Origin of the sequence: Actinomadura sp. NAK00032 (genome assembly GCF_013364275.1) — a bacterium.
In the GTDB taxonomy this organism is placed as follows: Bacteria; Actinomycetota; Actinomycetes; order Streptosporangiales; family Streptosporangiaceae; genus Spirillospora.
In genome coordinates this window covers 1,055,912-1,074,484 of the sequence record NZ_CP054932.1, presented here as the reverse complement: position 1 = coordinate 1,074,484, position 18,573 = coordinate 1,055,912, and the positions used below count along the sequence as shown (strand labels likewise).

Below are 18,573 nucleotides of genomic sequence, written 5' to 3'. Positions count from 1 at the left end.
TCGATCTCCGCCGGCGCGCCCGCGTGGGCCGCGCCGGCCTCCTGCTCATGGTCCACGACGACCGGAACGCGCTCGGAACGCCCCACCCCCGCGTCCGCTGAACGGCGCGGGGAACCACCAGTTGGCGCGTCCGGCCAGGCGCATGAAGGCCGGGACCACGACGACGCGGATGAGCGTGGCGTCCACGGCGACCGCGACGGCCAGGGCGAAGCCCATCTGCTTGACCTCGACCACATCGGTGATCATGAACGCGGCGAAGACGATGATCATGATCGCGGCGGCGGCGGTGATGACGCCGGCGGTGTGCACGAGGCCGGCGGTCACCGCGGCCCGGTTGTCGCGGGTGCGGGCCCACTCCTCCTTCATCCGGGAGATGAGGAAGACCTCGTAGTCCATGGACAGGCCGAACAGCACGACGAAGGTGAGCAGCGGCAGCCCGGCCGCCACCAGTGAGCCGAACGCGATGATCAGCACCAGCAGCGCGATCGGCAGCCCGATCGACTCGGCGCGGGCCAGGTCCCGGTCCTCCTGCTCGACGACCGCGGCGTTCAGCGGGCTGGAGCCGGTCACGTAGACGGCGACCGCGCCGGTGGCGGCGGCGTCCAGCGCCTCCTGGAGCGCGGGGGCGGTCTTCTGCCGCTCGCGCTCGTCGCCCGTCAGCCCGGCGACGCCCAGCGCGGTGCGTCCGTCGGCGCCCCGGAGCGCCCCGCCGCCGAGCGCCTCGAAGACCTGGCGCGGGGGTTCGCGCGCGGCCTCGCCGGCGACGCCGACCGGGCCCTGCTGACCTTGGAGCTGCTCACGCTCGCGCAGCGCGTCCCGCAGATCAAGGTGTGCTTCACCGAGCACCACGCGCGCTTCGCCGAGCAGTTGCGCGTCCTGCTCCTGGAGATCGCCGGGGACGGCGCGGACGCCGAGCGCCGGGCCGGCTCCGCCGCCGCCGGCCTGGCCGCCCTCGTCGACGGCCTCGTCCTGCACTGGACGCTCTCCGACACGGGCTTCGACCTGGAGGCCCGCCTCCTGGACGCGGTCTCCGCCCTGGTCCGCGGCCTCCGCTAAGAACCCACGCCCTCCACCGCAGCGCGCATCACGTGGCCTGCCCTCGCCGGAGGCGGTTCAGTTCGGTGGTCGTGCTCTCGCGGGCCTTGGCGATGAAGCGCCGCACCACGGCGAGCTCGTCCTCGGTGAACTCGGCGAGGTCGTCGAGGGTGCAGGCGGCCAGCCCGGCCCAGTAGGAGCGGATGCGGTCGAGCCCCTCGGCGGTGGGTTCGATCAGGACCCGGCGCCGGTCGGCGGAGTCGCGGACGCGCTCGACGCAGCCGGCCGCGTCGAGCCGGTCGATCATGCGCGACACCGACCCCGAGGTCAGGTCGACGTGCCGCGCCAGTCCGGCCGCCGTCAGGGGGCCGTGCTTGGCGAGCGCGTCCAGGCCGTCCAGGTCGCTGACCGTGACCCCCATCCGGTCGGCGATCAGGGCGTTGAGCTGGGAGATGGCGTGCCCCCAGTCCGGCATGGCCGCGAGGACCCGCTCGGCGGTCGACGCGCCGTGTTCACCGGCCATGGGTGCGGCCCGTCCCTTCGTCCGACTTGTTCCGCCCCACTGTACGTGGTTATGCTGCGCCGCACAATTACTGCGTGACACAGTTATTGTGTCGCGCAGACACTACGGCGAGGGGGGCGGAACGATGTCCGACAGATCCGGTGCGGGGGCGGCGATCGCGGGGCGGATGCGCACTGCGGCGCTGCTGGCGATCCTGCTGGCGACGTTCATGGACCTCATGGACGTCACGATCCTCTACCTCGTCCTGCCGTCCATCGCGACCGATCTGGGCGCCGGCCCGGCCGCCGTGGAGTGGATGTCGGTCGGCTACACGCTGGCGCTGGCCCTCGGGCTGATCACCGGGGCGCGGGCGGGCGACCGCCTCGGGTACAAGCGCGTGTTCCTGGGCGGGATGGTCGGGTTCGTCGCCGCGTCGGCGCTGTGCGGGGCGGCGGTCACGCCGGGCATGCTGGTGGCCGCGCGGGTGCTGCAGGGCCTGTTCGCCGCTGCGATGGTCCCGCAGGTGCTCTCCCAGATCCAGGTGATGTACGCGCCGGCGGAGCGCGGCCCGGCGATGGCCGCCTACTCCGCGCTGACGCCGCTGGCCGCCGCGGTGGGGACGGTCCTCGGCCCGGTGCTGCTGGTCTGGGACCTGGCCGGTGCCGGGTGGCGGCTGGTGTTCTTCGTCAACGTCGCCGTCGGGCTCGTCACCCTGCCGATCGCCTGGCGACTGCTGCCGGAGGCGCGCGCGGCCCGCGCCGCCCGCTTCGACCTGGCCGGAGTGGGCATCTGCACCGCCGGGCTGGTGCTGCTGCTCTATCCGCTGATCACCGCCGCCGACCGGCCGCACTGGCCCGCATGGGCGACGGCGTCGATGGCCGCCGGTCTCGCCGTGCTGGCCGGGTTCGCCGTCCACCAGCGGCGCCTCGCCGCGCGCGGCGGCGACCCGCTCCTGCGCGTCGGGCTGCTCCGGATCCGGTCGCTGTCGGGGGGCCTGCTGGTGCAGGCGCTCTTCCTCACCCCGATCATCGGGTTCTTCCTCGTGTTCCTGCAGTTCCTGCAGTTCGGGCTCGGCCACGGCGCCCTGCGCGCGGGGTTGACGCTGCTGCCCTGGTCGATCGTCGTGGCGGTCTTCGCCGGCGTCTCCGCCGCCGTGCTGCTCCCGAGGATCGGCCGGGCGGCCGTCCAGATCGGGCTCGTCGTCAACGCCATCGGCCTCGCCCTGCTGGCGCTCGCCGCCGCCGACGCGGCACCGGGCACCGGATGGGCGGAGCTGCTGCCCGGCATCCTCGTCGGCGCCGCCGGCATGGGGCTGGTGGTGTCGCCCGTCGCGGCACTGACCTTCGCCGATCTGCCGCCCGCCGAGGCCGGCAGCGGCTCGGGGCTGTTCGGCACCACGAGCCAGCTCGGCGCGTCGGCCGGAGTCGCCCTGATGGGCACCGTGTTCTTCGCACGCGTCCGCGAGCACGGCGGCGCCGGCCGGGTCGCGTTCGGGGACGCGCTGGCCGTCTCCCTCTGGGTCGGGATCGGCCTCCTCGGCCTCGCCCTGGCGGCCAGCTTCCTGCTGCCGCGCCACTCCCCCGAACACCAGGCGCGGGCCCGCGGCCGGAGTGGCGACGAGCCCGCGACATCGGATGGGAACTTGCTCTGACCTGGCGTCCGGTAGGACACCGTCCGGAACCGGCGGGTCAGTGGGCGGACGCGGCGCCCTGGAGCCGGGGTGCGGCGGGGGCCGGGGCGGGCCGGTCCGCCGGGCGGACGATCGCCAGGAGCGCGACCGCGACGACCGCCTGGATGCCGGTGATCATGGCCAGGGTGACCGGCTCCCGGACGTCGAGCAGGACCATGGTGGCGTTGGTGGCGAAGTGCACGGCGATCGAGGCGAGGACGCCGGCGCGCTCGTAGGCGTAGCAGCACAGCATGGCCATCGGGACGGCGCTGACGGTGAACAGGACGCCGCTGGGGCAGGCCAGGCCGAGGTCGTTCTGCACGGTGCCGTCGATGAAGAACAGCGGCAGGTGCCACACCGCCCAGATGGCGCCGAGGACCAGGGACACCTGGAAGCGGCCGAGGGTGGCGCGCATCCGGGGGTACGCGGTGCCGCGCCAGCCGGGCTCTTCCGTGAGCGGCCCGCCGATGAGCAGGCCGACCAGGAACGCCGCGGGGCCGCCGTAGTCCTTCATGACGTCCATCGCGCCGTCCAGGCTGGGCGCGGGGCCGCCGGCCGCATGGGCGATGAAGGCCGCGGCCAGGACGAGGCCGGACGCCCCCGCGAGCAGCGACGGCGTCCAGGCCAGGCTCGCGCGACGGAAGCGGACCGCCCGCTCGGGGACGGGCCGGCCGCGACGTCCGCGGCGGACGCGGATCACCAGGGCCCCGAGCAGCGGCCCGAAGGCGCCGAGCATGTGGAAGGCGCCCGTCAACGGGCTCGACGAGGCGCTCAGCCCGATCGCCGCGGCCCAGGCGGCCCAGCTGGCGGTGAAGGCGATGGCCATGAACAGCGCCACGTCGCCGCGGTGGGCGTCGTGGCGGGGGGACGCGTCGGTCATGCGGGTTTCCCTCGGTCGGTGAACGGCCACGCCCCGTCCGGCAGACGGAGACATGATCTTGCGAACGACCGAAAACATACACTGTTGGAGAGAATCCAACAACGTTGGAGAACAAGTACAGTGCCGGGTATGGCCGATTCACGTCCCGACCAGCACGGCGACAGCGTCTTCACCCGTCCGGCGCGCGGCCGCCGCGCCCAGCCCGCGCTCAGCCGCGACCGCATCGTCGCCGCCACGATCGCGCTGCTGGACCGGGAGGGCGCCGCCGCGCTGACGATGCGCAAGCTCGCCGCCGAGCTGGGCGTCCACGCCACGAGCCTCTACTGGTACGTCCAGCGCCGCGAAGACCTGGTCGACCTGGCCGTGGACGAGATCCTGGCCGAGGCGGCCGCGGTGCTGCCCGGTCCCGAGGTGCCCTGGCGCACGGCCGTCAAGGAGACCGCCGGCCGCTTCTACGCGGCGCTGACCGCGCACGCCTGGGCGGCGGAGTTCGCCGGCACCCGCCCGCTGATCGGCCCGAACGCGGTCGCCCTGGCCCGGCGGATCATCACCGCGCTGCACGACTGCGGCGGAAGCGAGGAGACGCAGGCCGTCGCGATCCGGGCGTTCTCCAACCAGATCCTGGGCGCGGCCGCCACCGCCGTCGCGATGCGCCAGATGCGCCGCGACGAGACGGACCGCCATGAGGAGGCCCTCGCCGCGGCGGTGTCGGACGCGGACGCCCTCGCCACCGCGAACGAGTACTTCGACCAGGTGCTCGACCTGCTGATCGCGGGCATCGACGCGCAGCCGCGGAACTGACCGCCGTCCTCGCCCCGACGCCTGACCGCGCGCCGGCCAGGGCCTGGTACGGGAGCGGTCAGGCGTGGTCGCCGCCCGTTTCCTGGATCGCCGTCCGGCGAGGGCACCGACGGGCCGGGCCCGGTCGACCATGTGATGGTGTCGGCCGACGGCAACTACTACGCGCGCCTGGCGGCGCGCGGAACTGCGCGCCACCCTGCCGATCGGGCGCGTCGTCCGGCCGGACGACGTCGCGGCGCCGGCGGTGCACCTGGTGGCCGCCACCGCGGTGACCGGAGCGACCTACGACATCGACGGCGGCCAGCAGTTCGCGCACGCCCCCTGACCACACGAGCACGGGGGCGGTGGGGGGTCAGGGGGCGAAGGCGCGGAGGGTGACGTCGACGAGGGCGTCGGCGTAGTCGGGGGTGAGCGGGCCGGAGCGGTGGAGCCAGCGCTGGAAGAGCGGGGCGTACAGCACTTCGAGGACCAGGTCGAGGTCGGCGTCCGGGCTGAGCTGGCCCGCCCGCTGGCCGCTGCGCAGGCGTTCCTTCTTGGCCTCGTCGATGGGGCCGGCGAGCTTCTCGCGGTACAGGGCGGCGAGGGCGGGGTCGTCGGCGATCTGCGAGTTGAGGGCGCGGAGCGGCGCCTCGAACGCCGGGTCGGCGAACTCGGCGGCGGTCGCCCGCATGACGGTCTTGAGGTCGGCCTCGAGGTCGCCGGTGTCGGGCAGCCGGACGCCGTCCGCGCCGGCGCTGAGCGCGAGGAACGCGTCGAAGATCACCGCGCCCTTGGACGGCCACCAGCGGTAGATGGTCTGCTTGCCGACTCCGGCGCGCGCGGCGATGGCCTCGATCGACGTCCTGGCGTAGCCGAGCTCGGTGACCAGCTCGCGCGCGGCGGTGAGGACGGCCTGGCGAGAGCGCTCGCTGCGCCGGGCGGGGTTGGGCTTTCCGGTGGTGGGCACGGCCCGGAGCCTAGCATCTAACGAGACGAGACGGTCCGTCTTGACAAGAGGGCGTTCCGCCCGCATGCTGGAGGCACAACGAGACGGACCGTCTCGTCTTAACGAAACGGGAGGTGGGGCCCTCTGCGCACCCAACAGGCCCAACTGACCCTCGACCAGGTCACCAAGCGCTACGGCACGCGCGTCGTCCTCGACCGGGTGTCGCTCAGCGTCAAGCCCGGCGAGCGGCTGGGCGTGATCGGCGACAACGGGTCGGGCAAGTCGACGCTGCTCAAGCTGATGGCGGGCGCCGAGCGTCCGGACAACGGCGAGCTCGTGGTCGCCGCGCCCGGCGGCACCGGGTACCTGCCGCAGTCGCTCGCGCTGCCGTCCCACGCGACGGTCGCCGACGCCATCGACCTCGCGCTGGCCGACCTGCGCGAACTGGAGGCGCGGATGCGGGCGGCCGAGCGCGGTCTCGGCGGGGACGGCGCAGGGCTCGACGCCTACGCGCAGGTGGTCGCGGAGTTCGAGGCGCGGGGCGGCTACGAGGCCGACACGCGCGTGGAGGTCGCGCTGCACGGGCTCGGCCTGCCGGGGCTCGACCGGGGCCGCAGGCTGGGCACGCTCTCGGGCGGCGAGCGGTCCAGGCTCGCCCTGGCCGGTGCGCTGGCGTCCTCCCCTGAGTTGCTGCTCCTCGACGAGCCGACCAACGACCTCGACGACCGGGCCACGGCCTGGCTGGAGCAGCGGCTGCGCACCCACCGGGGCACGGTCGTGGTGATCACGCACGACCGGATGTTCCTGGACCGGGTGACCACCGCCATCGTCGAGGTGGCCGACGGGCAGGTGCGCCGCTACGGCGACGGGTACACCGGCTACCTCGCCGCCAAGGCCGCCGAACGGGCCGCGCAGGCACGGGCCCACGAGGAGTGGAGGACGGAACTGGACCGGCACGCCACGCTGGTCACGGCCAACGCCGGCCGGCTGGCCGCGATCCCCCGCAAGGTGGCGAAGGCGGGCATGGGCACAGGGGCTTGGCGCGCGCGCTCACGCACGCATGGGGCCACCGGTCGCATCCGGCAGTCGCAGCAGCGGCTGCGCTGGCTCAACGACCACCCGGCGCCGCCGCCTCCCGAGCCGCTGCGCTTCACCGGCGTCCCCGCCACGGCGGGCGTCGCCGCAGGTGACGAGGTGGCGGCGCTCGACGGCGTGGTGGTGGCGGGGCGGCTCCGCATGGAGTCCTTGACCGTCCGCGCGGGTGAGCGGCTGCTCGTCACCGGTCCCAACGGGGCGGGCAAGACGACGCTGATGAGGGTGCTCGCCGGGGAGCTGGTGCCGGACGAAGGCGAGGTGCGGCGGACCGGCCGGGTCGGGTTCTTCCGCCAGGACACGCCTGACATCGACCCGCGATCGGCCGATCTGACCGTCCTGCGCGCCTATGCTCTGGGACGTCCGGGAAGCCTGGACGACCACGCGGACGCGCTGCTCGCCCTCGGCCTGTTCCAGCCGTCCGACCTGGGGCTGCGCCTGCGCGAGCTGTCCTACGGCCAGCGGCGCCGGATCGAGCTGGCACGGCTGGTGAGCGAGCCCGTCGACCTGCTCCTGCTCGACGAGCCGACCAACCATCTGTCCCCGGTGCTGGCCGAGCAGTTGGAGGAGGCGCTGGCCTTCTACGAGGGGGCGCTGGTGGTGGTCACGCACGACCGGCGGCTGCGGGCGTCGTTCACCGGGTCCCGTCTCGAACTGCCCGAAGGCGCGGCCCGGTAGCGGTCGCGTCCAGGAGTCGCCGGGTCTCGGGGTGGCGGGCGGCGTCGAGGCCGTCCGCCGGGAGGTCCTCGACGATCCGGCCGTCGCCGAGGACGACGACCCGGTCGGCGACGCGGCGGGCGACGCGCAGGTCATGGGTGACCAGGACGATCGTCAGCCCGTGGTCGCGGCGCAGGCCGTCCAGCAGGCGCAGGACGCGCTCCTGGGTGAGGACGTCCAGGCCGCTGGTGGGCTCGTCGGCGAGCAGGACGCGCGGCTCCTGCGCGAGCGCTCGGGCGATGCCCACCCGCTGGCGTTCGCCGCCCGACAGCGTCGCGGGGCGGCGCGCGGCCACGACGGGGGCGAGGCCGACGCGGCGGAGCAGTTCGTCGCGGTAGGGGCCCGCTTCGGCGATGACCTGGCGGACGGTGTGCCGGGGGTCGAAGGAGGCGAGCGGGTCCTGGAAGATCAGCCCGGTGCGGTGCCTGACGGCTCGCCGGTCGCGGGCGCGCATGGCCCAGGCGTCCCGTCCGTCGCGCAGGACGGTGCCTGCGGCGGGACGGTCGAGGGCGGCAAGGGCTCCGATGAGGGTGGATTTGCCCGATCCGCTCCGGCCGACGACCGCGACCGCCTCGCCCGGCCGTACGTCCAGGTCGATGGCGTCCAAGGCGAGGGTCGTGCGGCGCCGGGAACGCAGCACCCGCCGCACTCCCTGAGCGGTGAGGCCCTCGCCGCTGCGGGACGCGGGCTCCACCCTCACCAGCGAAACCGGTGGTTCCTCCATGGCCGCCACCAGGTCACGGGCAAGGTCGCTGGACGGGTCGGTCAGGATCTGCCGGGCGGGGCCGTGCTCGACGATGCGGCCGTCCCGCATGACGGCGATGTCGTCGGCCCAGCGGGCGGCGGCGGCGAGGTCGTGGGTGATCAGCAGGACGGCGCGACCGGCGGCCTCGGCGCGGACCAGGTCGAGCACCGTCGCCTGCGTGACGGGGTCGAGGGCGGTGGTGACCTCGTCGGCGATGAGGACGGGCGGCTCGTGCACGGTCGCCAGCGCGAGCGCCACGCGCTGCGCCTGCCCGCCGGACAGCTCGAAGGGGTGGGCGGCGGCCAGTGCCGGGTCGAGGCCGAAGCGGGACAGGGCGGCGGCCGGGTCTCCCGTGCGGTGCGTCCTGATGGTCTCGGCGAGGTGCCGCCCGACGGTGACGGTCGGGTTCAGCGAGGCCAGGGCGTCCTGGAACGCGTAGCCGACGTCCCGGCCACGCACCGGGGGCCGGCCGCCGACCAGGACGGTACCGCCGTGCGGTTGCAGACCGGCGACGGCGCGGGCGGTGAGGGTCTTACCGCTGCCGCTGGGGCCGACCAGCGCGAGGACACGTCCGGCAGGAACGGCCAGGTCGATGCCGTGCACGACCCGGCGTCCGGGGACGTCCACGGTCAGGCCGGTGACGGTGAGGCCGGGTGCTCCGCTCACCACGTTCTCCCTTCGGACGGGCCGGAGATCGCGCCCGCGACGACGTTGACCGCGATGATCGTGGCGACCACGGCGGCGGCGGGGATCGCGACCGTGTACCACTCGCCGGTGAGCAGGTGGGATTGTGCCTCGGTGAGCAGGTTGCCCCAGCTCGGCCGGTTGGGCGGGACGCCGAGGCCGAGGAAGCTGAGCGTGGACTCGGTCAGGATCGCGTGCCCGACCTCGAACGCGGCGATGGACGCGACCGGCGGCAGCGCGCCCGGCAGCAGGTGCCGCCGCATGACCTGCCAGCGCGACAGCCCGAGCGCGTAGGCGGCGCGGATGTAGAGGCGCTCGCGGCGGCTGCGCAGCTCGGCGCGGACGATCAGGGCCACCGGCATCCAGCTCGTCACCGCGATCGCCGCGATGACCAGCCCGAGGGACGGCCCGGCGACGGCGGCGAGCGCGAGCACGACGACCAGCAGCGGCAGCGCCAGCAGGATGTCGGCGGTGCGGGCGATCAGGCCGTCCAGCCAGCGCGGCGCGACGGCGGCCAGCCCGCCGACCAGCATCCCGAACCCGACCGTGATCGCGGCGGCGCTCAGCCCGACCAGCAGCGACGTGCGGGCGCCGTAGAGCATGCGCGTCCACAGGTCGCGGCCGAGCAGGTCGGTGCCGAGCGGGTGGCCGGACGAGCCGGGCGGCAGCGAGGTCGCCGAGGTGTCGGTGGCGACCGGGTCGAGGGAGGTGAACAGCGGCGCGAAGACGGCGAGGAGCCCGAAGACCGCGAGCACGGCGGCGGCCGCCGCCAGCGCCGGGCGGCGGGGCCGCGTCCGGACGGCCATCAGCCCCCGGACGCGGCCGGACGCGGGGCGCTTGAGCGCGGGCTGCTCGATGGAGTCAGACGGCATCGGTCAGCCCCGTCCGGACGCGCGGGTCGAGCGCCGCGACGATCAGTTCGGCGACGAGGTTGGCCGCGATCACGATCAGCCCGGTGACCAGGACGATGGCGATGAGCAGCGGGTAGTCCTGGGCGCGGGCGGCACTGATGGCCTCGCGTCCCATCCCGGGCCAGGAGAAGATGACCTCGGTGGCGTAGACGCCGGCGATCAGCGTCCCGACGCCGACGCCGAGCCGGGCGGTGAACGGCACCAGGCCGGGCCGCATCAGGTGCCGCGCGACCACGGTGCGGCGGGGCAGGCCCCGGACGCGCGCGTTCTCCACGTGCGGCGCGTCCTTCAGCCGCCCGACGCCGCTCTCCACCAGCCGCACGTAGATGCCGAAGTGATGGCCGAACGCCAGCGCGCACGCGGGCAGCACGAGATGGGCGAGCAGCCCGTACGCGGTGACGTCCTCGCCGGGGCGGCTCACTCCCCCGGACGGCATCAGATGGGTCGCCGCCGCGAACACGTACAGCAGCAGGAGCGCGATGACGAACCCGGGCATCCCACCCATGACGAACAAGACCAGGTCGATGCCCCGACGCAGCCATGCCCGCCGTGTGAGCGCCGCGACGAGCCCGACGACGAGCGCGGCGGTGAAGCTCAGCAGGACGGACGCGGCCGTGAGCAGCAGCGTCCACGGGACCGTGTCGCCCAGCGTCTCGGTGACCGGCTGTCCCGACATGTAGGACGTGCCGAGGTCACCGCGCAGGGCGTCCGACGCCCAGCGCCAGTACCGGACGGGCGGCGGGTCGTCCAGCCCCATCTCGGCGCGCAGTTCGGCGACCGCGGCGGGGGCCGGGGGACGTCCGCCCGAGCGCGCCTCCAGTACCGAGGCGGCCGGGTCGCCGGGCGCGGCGGCCAGCAGCCCGAAGCACACCATCGACAGGGCGACGACGACCAGCGCCGCCGTCGCCGCCCGTCCGATCAGACGAAGCGCCATCTAGTTGTAGCGCCAGGTCTCGGCGTTCCAGAAGAAGCCGTATCCGTGGTGGCCGAGCGTGCGCTGGGCGGGTCCGGTCAGGTTCTTCGGGACGGCGTTGATGGTCTTGAGGTAGGAGATCCAGACGAACGGAGGGTCTTCCTGGAGCGCCTTCTGGAACGCGGTGTAGGCGGCCTTGCGCTTCGCCGGGTCGAGTGTGGAGCGGCCCTCCTCAAGGGCCTTGTCCACGGCGGGGTTGCTGTAGGTGCCGTAGTTGGAGCCACCCTTGGCCAGTGCCTGGGAGGAGGCGAACACCCCGTACACCGAGGAGTCCGGGTCGTAGGGCGTGCCCCAGCCGACCACCATGCCCTGGAGGTCGCCCCAGTGCTTGCGCACCCAGTCGCGCGGGCGCGGGCGCGGGTCGACGTCGAAGCCCTGCTTCCTGAGCTGGGTGGCGGACACGTTCAGGATGGCCACGCGCAGCGAGTCCTCGGCGAAGGTGGTCAGCTCGAAGTCGACCGTCTTGCCGTCTTTGGCCCACATGCCCTGGCCGTTCTTGGCGTAGCCGGCCTCCCCCATCAGGGAGGAGACCTTGGCGGGGTCGAAGGTGAACCCGGGCGCGGCGGCGTACGGGCCGGCGTCGAGCGGGCCCTTGGCCGGCGTCCCGTACCCGAGGACGACGCTCTTGGTGATGGCCTCGCGGTCGACGGCGTAGTTCATCGCCGTGCGGACGCGGCGGTCGGCGAACACCGGGTCCTTCATGTTGAACATCAGCGCCCGGTAGTCGGCGGTCGGGTACACCTCCAGCCGGTGCCCGCCGGCCTTGCCCGCCTGCTGCGGCGCGAGGTTGGCGGCGTCCACCTCGCCGTTCTTCAGCTGGATCAGCCGGGCGGAGTCGTCCGGGACGTACTTGATGACGATCTTCTTGAGCCGCGGCTCGCCCTCGTAGTACCCGTCGAACGCGGTCAGCTCGGCGTACTGGCCCGGCTTGTAGGTCTTGAGGGTGAACGGGCCGGTGCCCACCGGCCGCCGTCCGAAATCGGGGTCGGTGAGCTTCTTGCCCTGGAGCAGGTGCTTGGGCAGCATCCCCATCGCCAGGGCGTCCAGCATCGGCGCGAACGGCTCGTCCAGCTTCAGCCGGACGGTGGCCGGGTCCGGGGTCTCGACCGCCGTGACCATGGAGAAGTTCCGCGACAGGGGCGAGTCGGCGCCCGCGTCCTTGATCGCCTCGACGGTGAACTTGACGTCGTCGGACGTGAACGGCCTGCCGTCCTGCCAGGTGGTACCCGGACGCAGCGCGAAGGTGTAGGTCCTGCCGTCCGGCGCCACCTCCCACGACTTCGCGAGCCCCGGCACGACCTTGTTGTCCTTGTCGTGCCGGGTGAGGCCACGGAACACCAGCTCGGTCACCGGGTCGGTGTGCTCGTCCTGCAGTCCGGGGTTGAACGTCTCGGGCTCGTCGCCGACCGCGTACGTCAGCGCCCCGTCCGCGCCGGCGGCGGGCTCACCGCCCTGACCGCACGCCGACAGGGCCGCTGCCGCCACCACCAGACTCATCAGGGCAAGAACCGGACGTTTCACCATGATCCGCATTATTGCAAACCATGTGCAGGAGCGACCTCACCGCATCTGGGTGAGCAAGATCACCCGCCGCCCCGCCTCACCCGCTTCTCGGCTACCGCTGGTCGCGGCCGGCGCGCCACTGGTCCACCAGGGCGGGCAGCTCGCGGAACATGAAGCCGTAGAAGTCGCGCATCTCCGCCAGCCGGCGGGCGGCGGGACTGTCGTCCCCGGCGGCGGCGATGCCCTGGTCGGCGGCCTCGAACATCGCCTGCACCATGGCGTTCTGCGCCGACATCAGCGTGGCCCAGGCGCCGTCCCGCAGCCGGTAGTGCTCGCGGCGGCTGCCCGGCGCCGGGACCCGTTCGATCAGCCCGACGGTGGACAGCATCTTGACCGCGCCCGACACCGACCCGGAGCTGATGCCGAGCTGCTCGGCCAGCTCCGGCGCGGTGACGCTGTCGGCGTCGGCGAACAGCAGCGCCGCCAGCACCCGCGCGGTCGCCTTCTGCAGGCCCCCCTGGGCCAGGACCAGCGCCATCCGCTCGGCGGCTTCGGTGGTATCTGCCAAGGTCATCCCCCTCGTCCACGTCCTCCGAGAAAGTTTAACAGCTCAGAGCTTTCAAAAATCTCTGAAGATTCAGTATGGTGTCAGGCATGAACACGGCGATCGAGCTGACCGAGCTCACCAAGACCTACGGGTCCCGGCGGGGGCTGAGCGGGCTGTCCCTGCGCGTCGACCCCGGCGAGGTCTTCGGCTACCTGGGCCCCAACGGCGCCGGGAAGTCCACCACGATCAGGCTGCTGCTCGACCTGATCAGGCCCACGTCGGGAACCATCCGCGTCCTCGGGCTGGACCCGCGCGCCGACGCGGTCGAACTGCACCGCCGAATCGGCTACCTCGCCGGGGACTTCGTCGTGGACGGACGGCAGCGCGCCGGCGAGTGCCTGGCCTTCCTGGCCGCCCTGCGCGGCGGCGTCCCCGCGACGCGCATCACCGGCCTCGCCGAACGCCTGGAGCTGGACCTGTCCGCCCGGATCAAGAGCCTCTCCAAGGGGAACCGGCAGAAGGTCGGCCTGGTGCAGGCGTTCATGCACCACCCCGAACTGCTGATCCTGGACGAGCCGACGTCCGGCCTCGACCCGCTCGTCCAGCAGACGTTCCTGGAGATGGTCGCCGAGGCCAAGGCCGCCGGGCAGACGGTGTTCATGTCCAGCCACATCATGAGCGAGGTCGAGGCGATCGCCGACCGCGTCGCCATCATCCGCGAGGGCCGCCTGGTCGCCACCGACACCGTCGCCGCGCTGCGCGCCCGCTCGTTCCTGCAGGTCCGGATCGACTTCGCCGCACCGGTCGCCGCCGACGACTTCCAGACGCTGCCCGGCGTCACCGACCTGAAGGTGGACGGCCGCACGCTCACCTGCGCCGTCGACGGCACCCCCGACGCCCTGGTGAAGGCCGCCGCCCGGCACACCGTGACCGGCCTGCACGCCGACACCCAGGACCTCGAAGAACTGTTCCGCGCCTACTACACCGGGAACTGACCATGACCACCGTCCGGCACACCGCCGACTCCCGCACCGTGCTCCCCGGCACCTCCGGCCTCGCCCGCGCGTCCGGCCGCAGCATGTTCACCAAGACGCTGTTCGACAACCGGCGCATCTTCGCCGTCTGGGCGGTCGCGACCGGCCTGCTGGCGATGATGTACGCGAGCTTCTACCCGCAGATCAGCGCCGACACCGCCGCGAACGTGCCCGAGGCGATGAGCGGCTTCGGCTTCGACGACATGGCCTCGGCGGCCGGCTACCTCCAGGGCGCGGTGTTCGGCCTGCTCGTCCCGCTGCTGGCCACCTTCTACGGCGCCGCCACCGGGGCCCGCATGGTCTCCGCCGACGAGGAGTCCGGCTACCTGGACCTGCTGCTCGCCCACCCCATCGGCCGCACCCGGCTGCTGCTGCACCGCTTCGCCGCCCTCGCCGCCGGCGCGCTGCTGATCGCCGCCGTGGTGCTGGTCGCGGTGCTGGCCGTCCGCTCCAGCGCCGAACTGGACACGATCTCCGTCGCGGGCTTCGCCGCCCAGGCCGTCAACCTGGCGCTGCTGTCCCTGCTGTTCGGGGCACTGGCCACCGGCATCGGCGCGGCCACCGGCAAGAGCCGCGCCACGGTGTTCGGCATCGCCGCCGGGACGGGCGTCCTCGCCTACGCGCTCAACGGCTTCGCCCCGCAGATCGGGGCGGACTGGCTCCGCCACCTCACGCCGTTCCACTACTACATCGGCGGCGAGCCGCTGAAGAACGGCTTCCAGTACGCCGACGCGGGTGTCCTGGCCGCCGCGACGGCCGTCCTGCTCGGCCTGGGAACCTGGCGCTTCGCCCGTCGCGACCTCGGCCGCTGAACGTCCCCGGGCCGCCGCTACGTCCGCGCGGCGGCGGCCCGGCGCGAGCGGGCCACCCCGACCCCGCCGAGGCAGGCGGCGACCGCGCCCACGATCAGGGCCACATAGCCGCCGCCCAGCCCGTTGCCGGTGCCGAGCCCGCCGTCGGCCGTGGCCACGACCACCCCGCCGAGGGCGATCCCGACCAGCCCCGCGGCGAGGGCCGCACCGGCGCCGCGCCGCATGCGCGGCCGGACCAGCGCCAGCCCGCCGACGACCGCACCGGCCAACCCCAGCAGGGCCGCCACCATGGCCCCGACACGTCCGGCGCTCAACTCGTAAGCGTCGGCGGCGACCGGCTGCACCTCGCCGGCCGCCGCGGGCGCGGCGAGCACGACCATCCCCACCAGGACGCTGCCGGACACCGCGAGCGAACGCCGGGCGGCCGTCGGAGTTCCTGAAGTGCGCATGTCGGTCTCCTCTTTCGTGCCGATTCGTGCGACGGTTCGAATACTCCGATCATGTCGCCGGGCCAGGCCCCCGATCGTCCGCCGAAAGCAGGCATTCAGCGCTGCCACCAATGCCGCACCGGCCTGCTGCGAACGTGGCAGAAGCGCTGGAAGTACCACGTCCGCAGCAGCCGGCCGGCCTGGCTCACTGCACCGGCTGTCCGTCGAGCACGTGGGCGGCGAAGGCGTCGACGCCGTTGATGACGGCGTTGAAGCGCATCGAGTCGAAGAGGTCGAAGGCGTGCTGCCCGCCGGGCAGTTCGGCATAGAAGACCGGCTCGCCGGAAACGGCGCGCAGCCGTTCGGCGAAGTGCCGGGCGTCCTCGACCGAGGCGACGGTGTCGTGGTCGCCGTGGACGATGAAGAACGGCGGCGCGTCCGGCCGGACGCGGTCGATCGGCGAAGCCTGCGGGTCCGTGTAGTAGGCCCCGTAGTACCCGCCGAACCCGATGACCGCCGCCACGGAGGTATCGGCCTCCTCAAAACCAGGCTGGAAAGCAGCCTCCCCGGCAGTGAACGCGGCCATGGCGGACAGATGAGCACCGGCCGAACTGCCGGCGAGAAAAATCCGGTCGGGATCGGCGCCATAGGAGTGCCCGTGCTCACGAACCCAGGCGATCAGCCTCTTGGCGTCCACCAGGTGGTCACCGAACTCCGCCGCCTCGGGAAGGAGCCGGTAGTTGGCGCTGATGCACACCCATCCCCGCTCGGCCAGGTGGCGCAGCAGCGGCAGCGCCTGGCTGTTCTTGTGCCCGCTCTTGTAGCCGCCCCCGTGCAGGTGAATCAGGACGGGCGCCCCGGTGGGCCGTGAACGGTGGCGGTAAAGGTCGAGCAGGTTGCGCTTCCCGGCCGGGCCGTACGAGAGGTTGCGAATCCGTTCCACAGCACGGTGACGGCGGAGGAAGGGGCTGAACAGGATGCGTCCGTACGACGGAAGACGGTCCGCGACAGGCAGCGGCCTCATTGCTTCCTGGACGGCCGCCATAGCCCGGCGCCCGCGCCACGCCACCACCCCCAGACCCGTCACGGTCACGACCACCGCGCCCACGACAACAGGCGAGGTCAGGTCACCTTGGACGAAGCAAAGAACGGTGGCGGCCAGCATCCAGGCCAACCAGGCGAACGGCAGCTCATTGACGACCACCCCGAGAAAGAAGGCGACCATGGCCACCGGCTGGGGCCGGCGCGGTGCGGCCAGCGCGAACCATGTGGGGACGGCCGCAACGGCCAGCGTGGTCAGGAATCCGTAAGGCATGCCGATAAGCCTGGCTTTACCCAGCAGACCCCCACATCCGGCGCGCGGCCGGACTCACCCCTCCGCCCGTCGAGACCGCCCCCGACTTTGGTAGGGGCGGCGAGGGAATGTCACATCCCAGGCGGCCACGTCGTCGAAGGGGAGAAAGCACACGCCAGAGAGGACGAGCAGCGATGCCCACGACGCAGGCCGAACTCGAACAGCACATCAACAAGATCATCGAGGGCCTCCGGGCCAAGGATCTCGGCGCCCTGGAGAAGCTCTACGCCCCCGACGTCGTCTCCTTCGACATCGAACCGCCGCTGCAACACGTGGGCGTGAGCGCGAAGCTGAAGAACTGGTCGAACGCGTTCACCTTCTTCCAGGACCTCGACTACGAGGTGCGCGAACTGACCTTCACCGTCGGCGACACCGTCGCCTTCGGCCACGGCTTCGGCCGCCTCAGCGGCACCCTGCGAGACGGCACGGCCACACGCGGAATGTGGGTACGCGTCACGTACTGCTTCGAACAGATCGACGGCACCTGGCTCATCACCCACGACCAGGTCTCCGTCCCCTTCGACATGTCCACCGGCAAGGGCCTGACCGACCTCACCCCCTGACGCCCGCCAAGGCGCACAAGGCCCCACCCGAGACGTCGAAGGAGACGGCGCCGGCCAGACCGCCGTGCGAGGCGGATCCTTCCTGAGCGATCTTGACAACCTCATACCTCTATGTTTCCTTAGAGTCTCTCAAACTTCTAGAGACTCTAAGGAGATGGCCGTGAAGTGGCTGCTGCTCATCGCCGTCCTGGTCGTGCTGACGGCCGCGGTGTGGTGGGGCCTGTCCCGCCGCGCCCACACGCGCGACGCCGGGAAGGCCTGAGATGCCGACGCCCCCGCGCGGAGCGCTCATCATCGGTGGCGGGATCGGCGGCCTCGCCGCCGCGCTCGCCCTGCACCGGTCCGGCTGGCGGGTCCAGGTGCTGGAGCAGGCGGCCGAGTTCACCGAGGTCGGCGCCGGCCTGTCGATCCAGCCCAACGCGCTGCGCGCGCTGGACGCGCTGGCTCTGGGCGACCAGGTCCGCGCCCGGGCCGTGACCGACGCCCCGGTCGGCACCCGCCGCGCCGATGGCGCCTGGCTGATCCGCAACGACGTCGACCGGCTCACCCGCCGCTACGGCCCGTGGGCGACGCTGCACCGCGCCGACCTGCTCGACCTGCTGCGCCGGGCGCTGCCGTCCGAGGTGCTGCGGCCCGGCATCGAGGTCCACCGGGTGCACCCGGACGGCACCGTCGAGCACACCGGCGGAACCAGCACCGCCGATGTGGTGGTCGGCGCCGACGGCCTGCACAGCGCCACCCGGCGATCGCTGTGGCCGGACGCGCCCGCACCCCGCTACGCCGGCTACACCACCTTCCGGATGATCACCCCGGCCCGTCCCGTGGAAGGCAGCGTGGAGAGCTGGGGGCAGGGCGACCGGTTCGGCTACGCTCCGCTCGCCGACGGACGGGTCTACTGCTACGCCATGGTCACCGCCGCTCAGGACGGCACCGGCGGCCTCGCCGACCTGCGCCGCCGGCTCGCCGGCTGGCACAACCCCATTCCCGCCCTGCTGGACTCGGTGGAGCCCGACGCGGTACTCCGGCACGACACCTACGAGCTGCCCGATCTGAACACCTATGTGGCCGACCGGGTCGCGCTGCTGGGCGACGCCGCGCACGCCATGACGCCCAACCTCGGCCAGGGCGCGGGCCAGGCCCTGGAAGACGCCGTGGTGCTCGCCCGCTCCCTGGAGGCGGCCCGCACCGGCGATTCCACGATCGTCCAGGCCCTGCGCTCCTACGACCGCGCCCGCCGGCCCCGCACCCAGATGATCGCCCGCCGCTCCCGCCAACTCGGCGCGATGGCCGGCCAGACCCGCCCACCGGTGGCCGCCGCCCGCGACGCGGCCCTGCGGATGGCGCCCGCCTCGGTCTTCGTCCGCTCCATGCACCCGGTCGTGGGCTGGACCGGATGAC

19 protein-coding genes are annotated in these 18,573 nt (G+C 73.1%); 8 read left to right on the top strand and 11 right to left on the bottom strand.

Annotation, left to right across the window (positions count from 1 at the left end):
- Positions 1-45 precede the first annotated feature (45 nt).
- The gene (locus HUT06_RS44340) at positions 46-846 is read right to left on the bottom strand and encodes an MMPL family transporter (protein WP_254714989.1); all 801 of its coding nucleotides are present in this window, start codon (positions 844-846) and stop codon (positions 46-48) included.
- On the opposite strand from HUT06_RS44340, the gene HUT06_RS44335 reads away from it, so the two are divergent.
- Positions 730-1,056 carry a TetR family transcriptional regulator C-terminal domain-containing protein gene (locus tag HUT06_RS44335; protein WP_254715727.1) on the top strand — a complete coding sequence of 109 codons (327 nt, stop codon included), beginning with the start codon at positions 730-732 and terminating at the stop codon, positions 1,054-1,056. The two genes, HUT06_RS44340 and HUT06_RS44335, sit on opposite strands and share 117 nt — an antisense overlap.
- A gap of 28 nt (positions 1,057-1,084) precedes the next feature.
- On the opposite strand, the gene HUT06_RS05105 is transcribed toward HUT06_RS44335, so the two are convergent.
- Complete coding sequence (locus HUT06_RS05105; RefSeq protein WP_176194639.1) at positions 1,085-1,558, bottom strand: MarR family winged helix-turn-helix transcriptional regulator; 474 nt, start codon at positions 1,556-1,558, stop codon at positions 1,085-1,087.
- Between the two features lie 124 nt (positions 1,559-1,682).
- Between HUT06_RS05105 and HUT06_RS05100 the strand changes: the two genes are divergently transcribed.
- Positions 1,683-3,188 carry an MFS transporter gene (locus HUT06_RS05100; RefSeq protein ID WP_176194638.1) on the top strand — a complete coding sequence of 502 codons (1,506 nt, stop codon included), beginning with the start codon at positions 1,683-1,685 and terminating at the stop codon, positions 3,186-3,188.
- 37 nt (positions 3,189-3,225) lie between these two features.
- On the opposite strand, the gene HUT06_RS05095 is transcribed toward HUT06_RS05100, so the two are convergent.
- Positions 3,226-4,086 carry a CPBP family intramembrane glutamic endopeptidase gene (locus HUT06_RS05095; RefSeq protein ID WP_217711209.1) on the bottom strand — a complete coding sequence of 287 codons (861 nt, stop codon included), beginning with the start codon at positions 4,084-4,086 and terminating at the stop codon, positions 3,226-3,228.
- Positions 4,087-4,215: 129 nt separating this feature from the next.
- Between HUT06_RS05095 and HUT06_RS05090 the strand changes: the two genes are divergently transcribed.
- On the top strand, positions 4,216-4,887 hold the full coding sequence (locus tag HUT06_RS05090; RefSeq protein WP_176194637.1) for a TetR/AcrR family transcriptional regulator C-terminal domain-containing protein: 672 nt from the start codon (positions 4,216-4,218) through the stop codon (positions 4,885-4,887).
- A gap of 352 nt (positions 4,888-5,239) precedes the next feature.
- Here the strand turns inward: HUT06_RS05090 and HUT06_RS05085 are convergent, their stop codons facing one another.
- Positions 5,240-5,833, bottom strand: coding sequence for a TetR/AcrR family transcriptional regulator (locus tag HUT06_RS05085; protein ID WP_254714988.1), 594 nt, complete (start codon positions 5,831-5,833; stop codon positions 5,240-5,242).
- Between the two features lie 123 nt (positions 5,834-5,956).
- On the opposite strand from HUT06_RS05085, the gene HUT06_RS05080 reads away from it, so the two are divergent.
- A complete protein-coding gene (locus tag HUT06_RS05080; protein ID WP_176201157.1) occupies positions 5,957-7,582 on the top strand; it encodes a TlrC/CarA/OleB/SrmB family ABC-F type ribosomal protection protein in 1,626 nt (541 codons plus the stop codon).
- Here HUT06_RS05080 and HUT06_RS05075 read toward each other — a convergent pair.
- From HUT06_RS05075 to HUT06_RS05055, 5 genes are all read right to left on the bottom strand, one after another.
- Positions 7,539-9,032 (bottom strand): ABC transporter ATP-binding protein, encoded by a 1,494-nt coding sequence (locus HUT06_RS05075; RefSeq protein ID WP_176194635.1) that lies wholly within the window; start codon positions 9,030-9,032, stop codon positions 7,539-7,541. The two genes, HUT06_RS05080 and HUT06_RS05075, sit on opposite strands and share 44 nt — an antisense overlap.
- Positions 9,029-9,922 (bottom strand): ABC transporter permease, encoded by an 894-nt coding sequence (locus HUT06_RS05070; protein WP_254714987.1) that lies wholly within the window; start codon positions 9,920-9,922, stop codon positions 9,029-9,031. The genes HUT06_RS05075 and HUT06_RS05070 overlap by 4 nt, the downstream gene beginning before the upstream one ends.
- Positions 9,912-10,895 carry an ABC transporter permease gene (locus HUT06_RS05065; protein WP_176194634.1) on the bottom strand — a complete coding sequence of 328 codons (984 nt, stop codon included), beginning with the start codon at positions 10,893-10,895 and terminating at the stop codon, positions 9,912-9,914. Before HUT06_RS05065 ends, HUT06_RS05070 begins: the two co-directional genes overlap by 11 nt.
- Positions 10,896-12,458: an ABC transporter substrate-binding protein gene (locus HUT06_RS05060; protein ID WP_254714986.1), complete on the bottom strand. Its 1,563-nt coding sequence runs from the start codon at positions 12,456-12,458 to the stop codon at positions 10,896-10,898.
- A 91-nt stretch (positions 12,459-12,549) separates the two neighbouring features.
- Complete coding sequence (locus HUT06_RS05055) at positions 12,550-13,011, bottom strand: GbsR/MarR family transcriptional regulator (RefSeq protein WP_176194633.1); 462 nt, start codon at positions 13,009-13,011, stop codon at positions 12,550-12,552.
- Between the two features lie 80 nt (positions 13,012-13,091).
- Between HUT06_RS05055 and HUT06_RS05050 the strand changes: the two genes are divergently transcribed.
- Complete coding sequence (locus tag HUT06_RS05050) at positions 13,092-13,979, top strand: ABC transporter ATP-binding protein (RefSeq protein WP_176194632.1); 888 nt, start codon at positions 13,092-13,094, stop codon at positions 13,977-13,979.
- Positions 13,980-13,981: 2 nt separating this feature from the next.
- Entirely contained in the window at positions 13,982-14,830 is an 849-nt protein-coding gene (locus tag HUT06_RS05045) for an ABC transporter permease subunit (RefSeq protein WP_176194631.1), read from the top strand.
- A 17-nt stretch (positions 14,831-14,847) separates the two neighbouring features.
- On the opposite strand, the gene HUT06_RS05040 is transcribed toward HUT06_RS05045, so the two are convergent.
- Positions 14,848-15,279, bottom strand: a complete 432-nt coding sequence (locus HUT06_RS05040; protein ID WP_176194630.1) for a DUF6223 family protein — start codon at positions 15,277-15,279, stop codon at positions 14,848-14,850.
- 184 nt (positions 15,280-15,463) lie between these two features.
- A complete protein-coding gene (locus HUT06_RS05035; protein WP_176194629.1) occupies positions 15,464-16,573 on the bottom strand; it encodes an alpha/beta hydrolase in 1,110 nt (369 codons plus the stop codon).
- A 173-nt stretch (positions 16,574-16,746) separates the two neighbouring features.
- Here HUT06_RS05035 and HUT06_RS05030 point away from each other — a divergent pair, with 173 nt between their 5' ends.
- Together HUT06_RS05030 and HUT06_RS05025 are read left to right on the top strand one after the other, a co-directional pair.
- Positions 16,747-17,175 carry a nuclear transport factor 2 family protein gene (locus HUT06_RS05030; protein ID WP_176194628.1) on the top strand — a complete coding sequence of 143 codons (429 nt, stop codon included), beginning with the start codon at positions 16,747-16,749 and terminating at the stop codon, positions 17,173-17,175.
- Between the two features lie 263 nt (positions 17,176-17,438).
- On the top strand, positions 17,439-18,572 hold the full coding sequence (locus HUT06_RS05025) for an FAD-dependent monooxygenase (RefSeq protein WP_176194627.1): 1,134 nt from the start codon (positions 17,439-17,441) through the stop codon (positions 18,570-18,572).
- Position 18,573 lies beyond the last annotated feature (1 nt).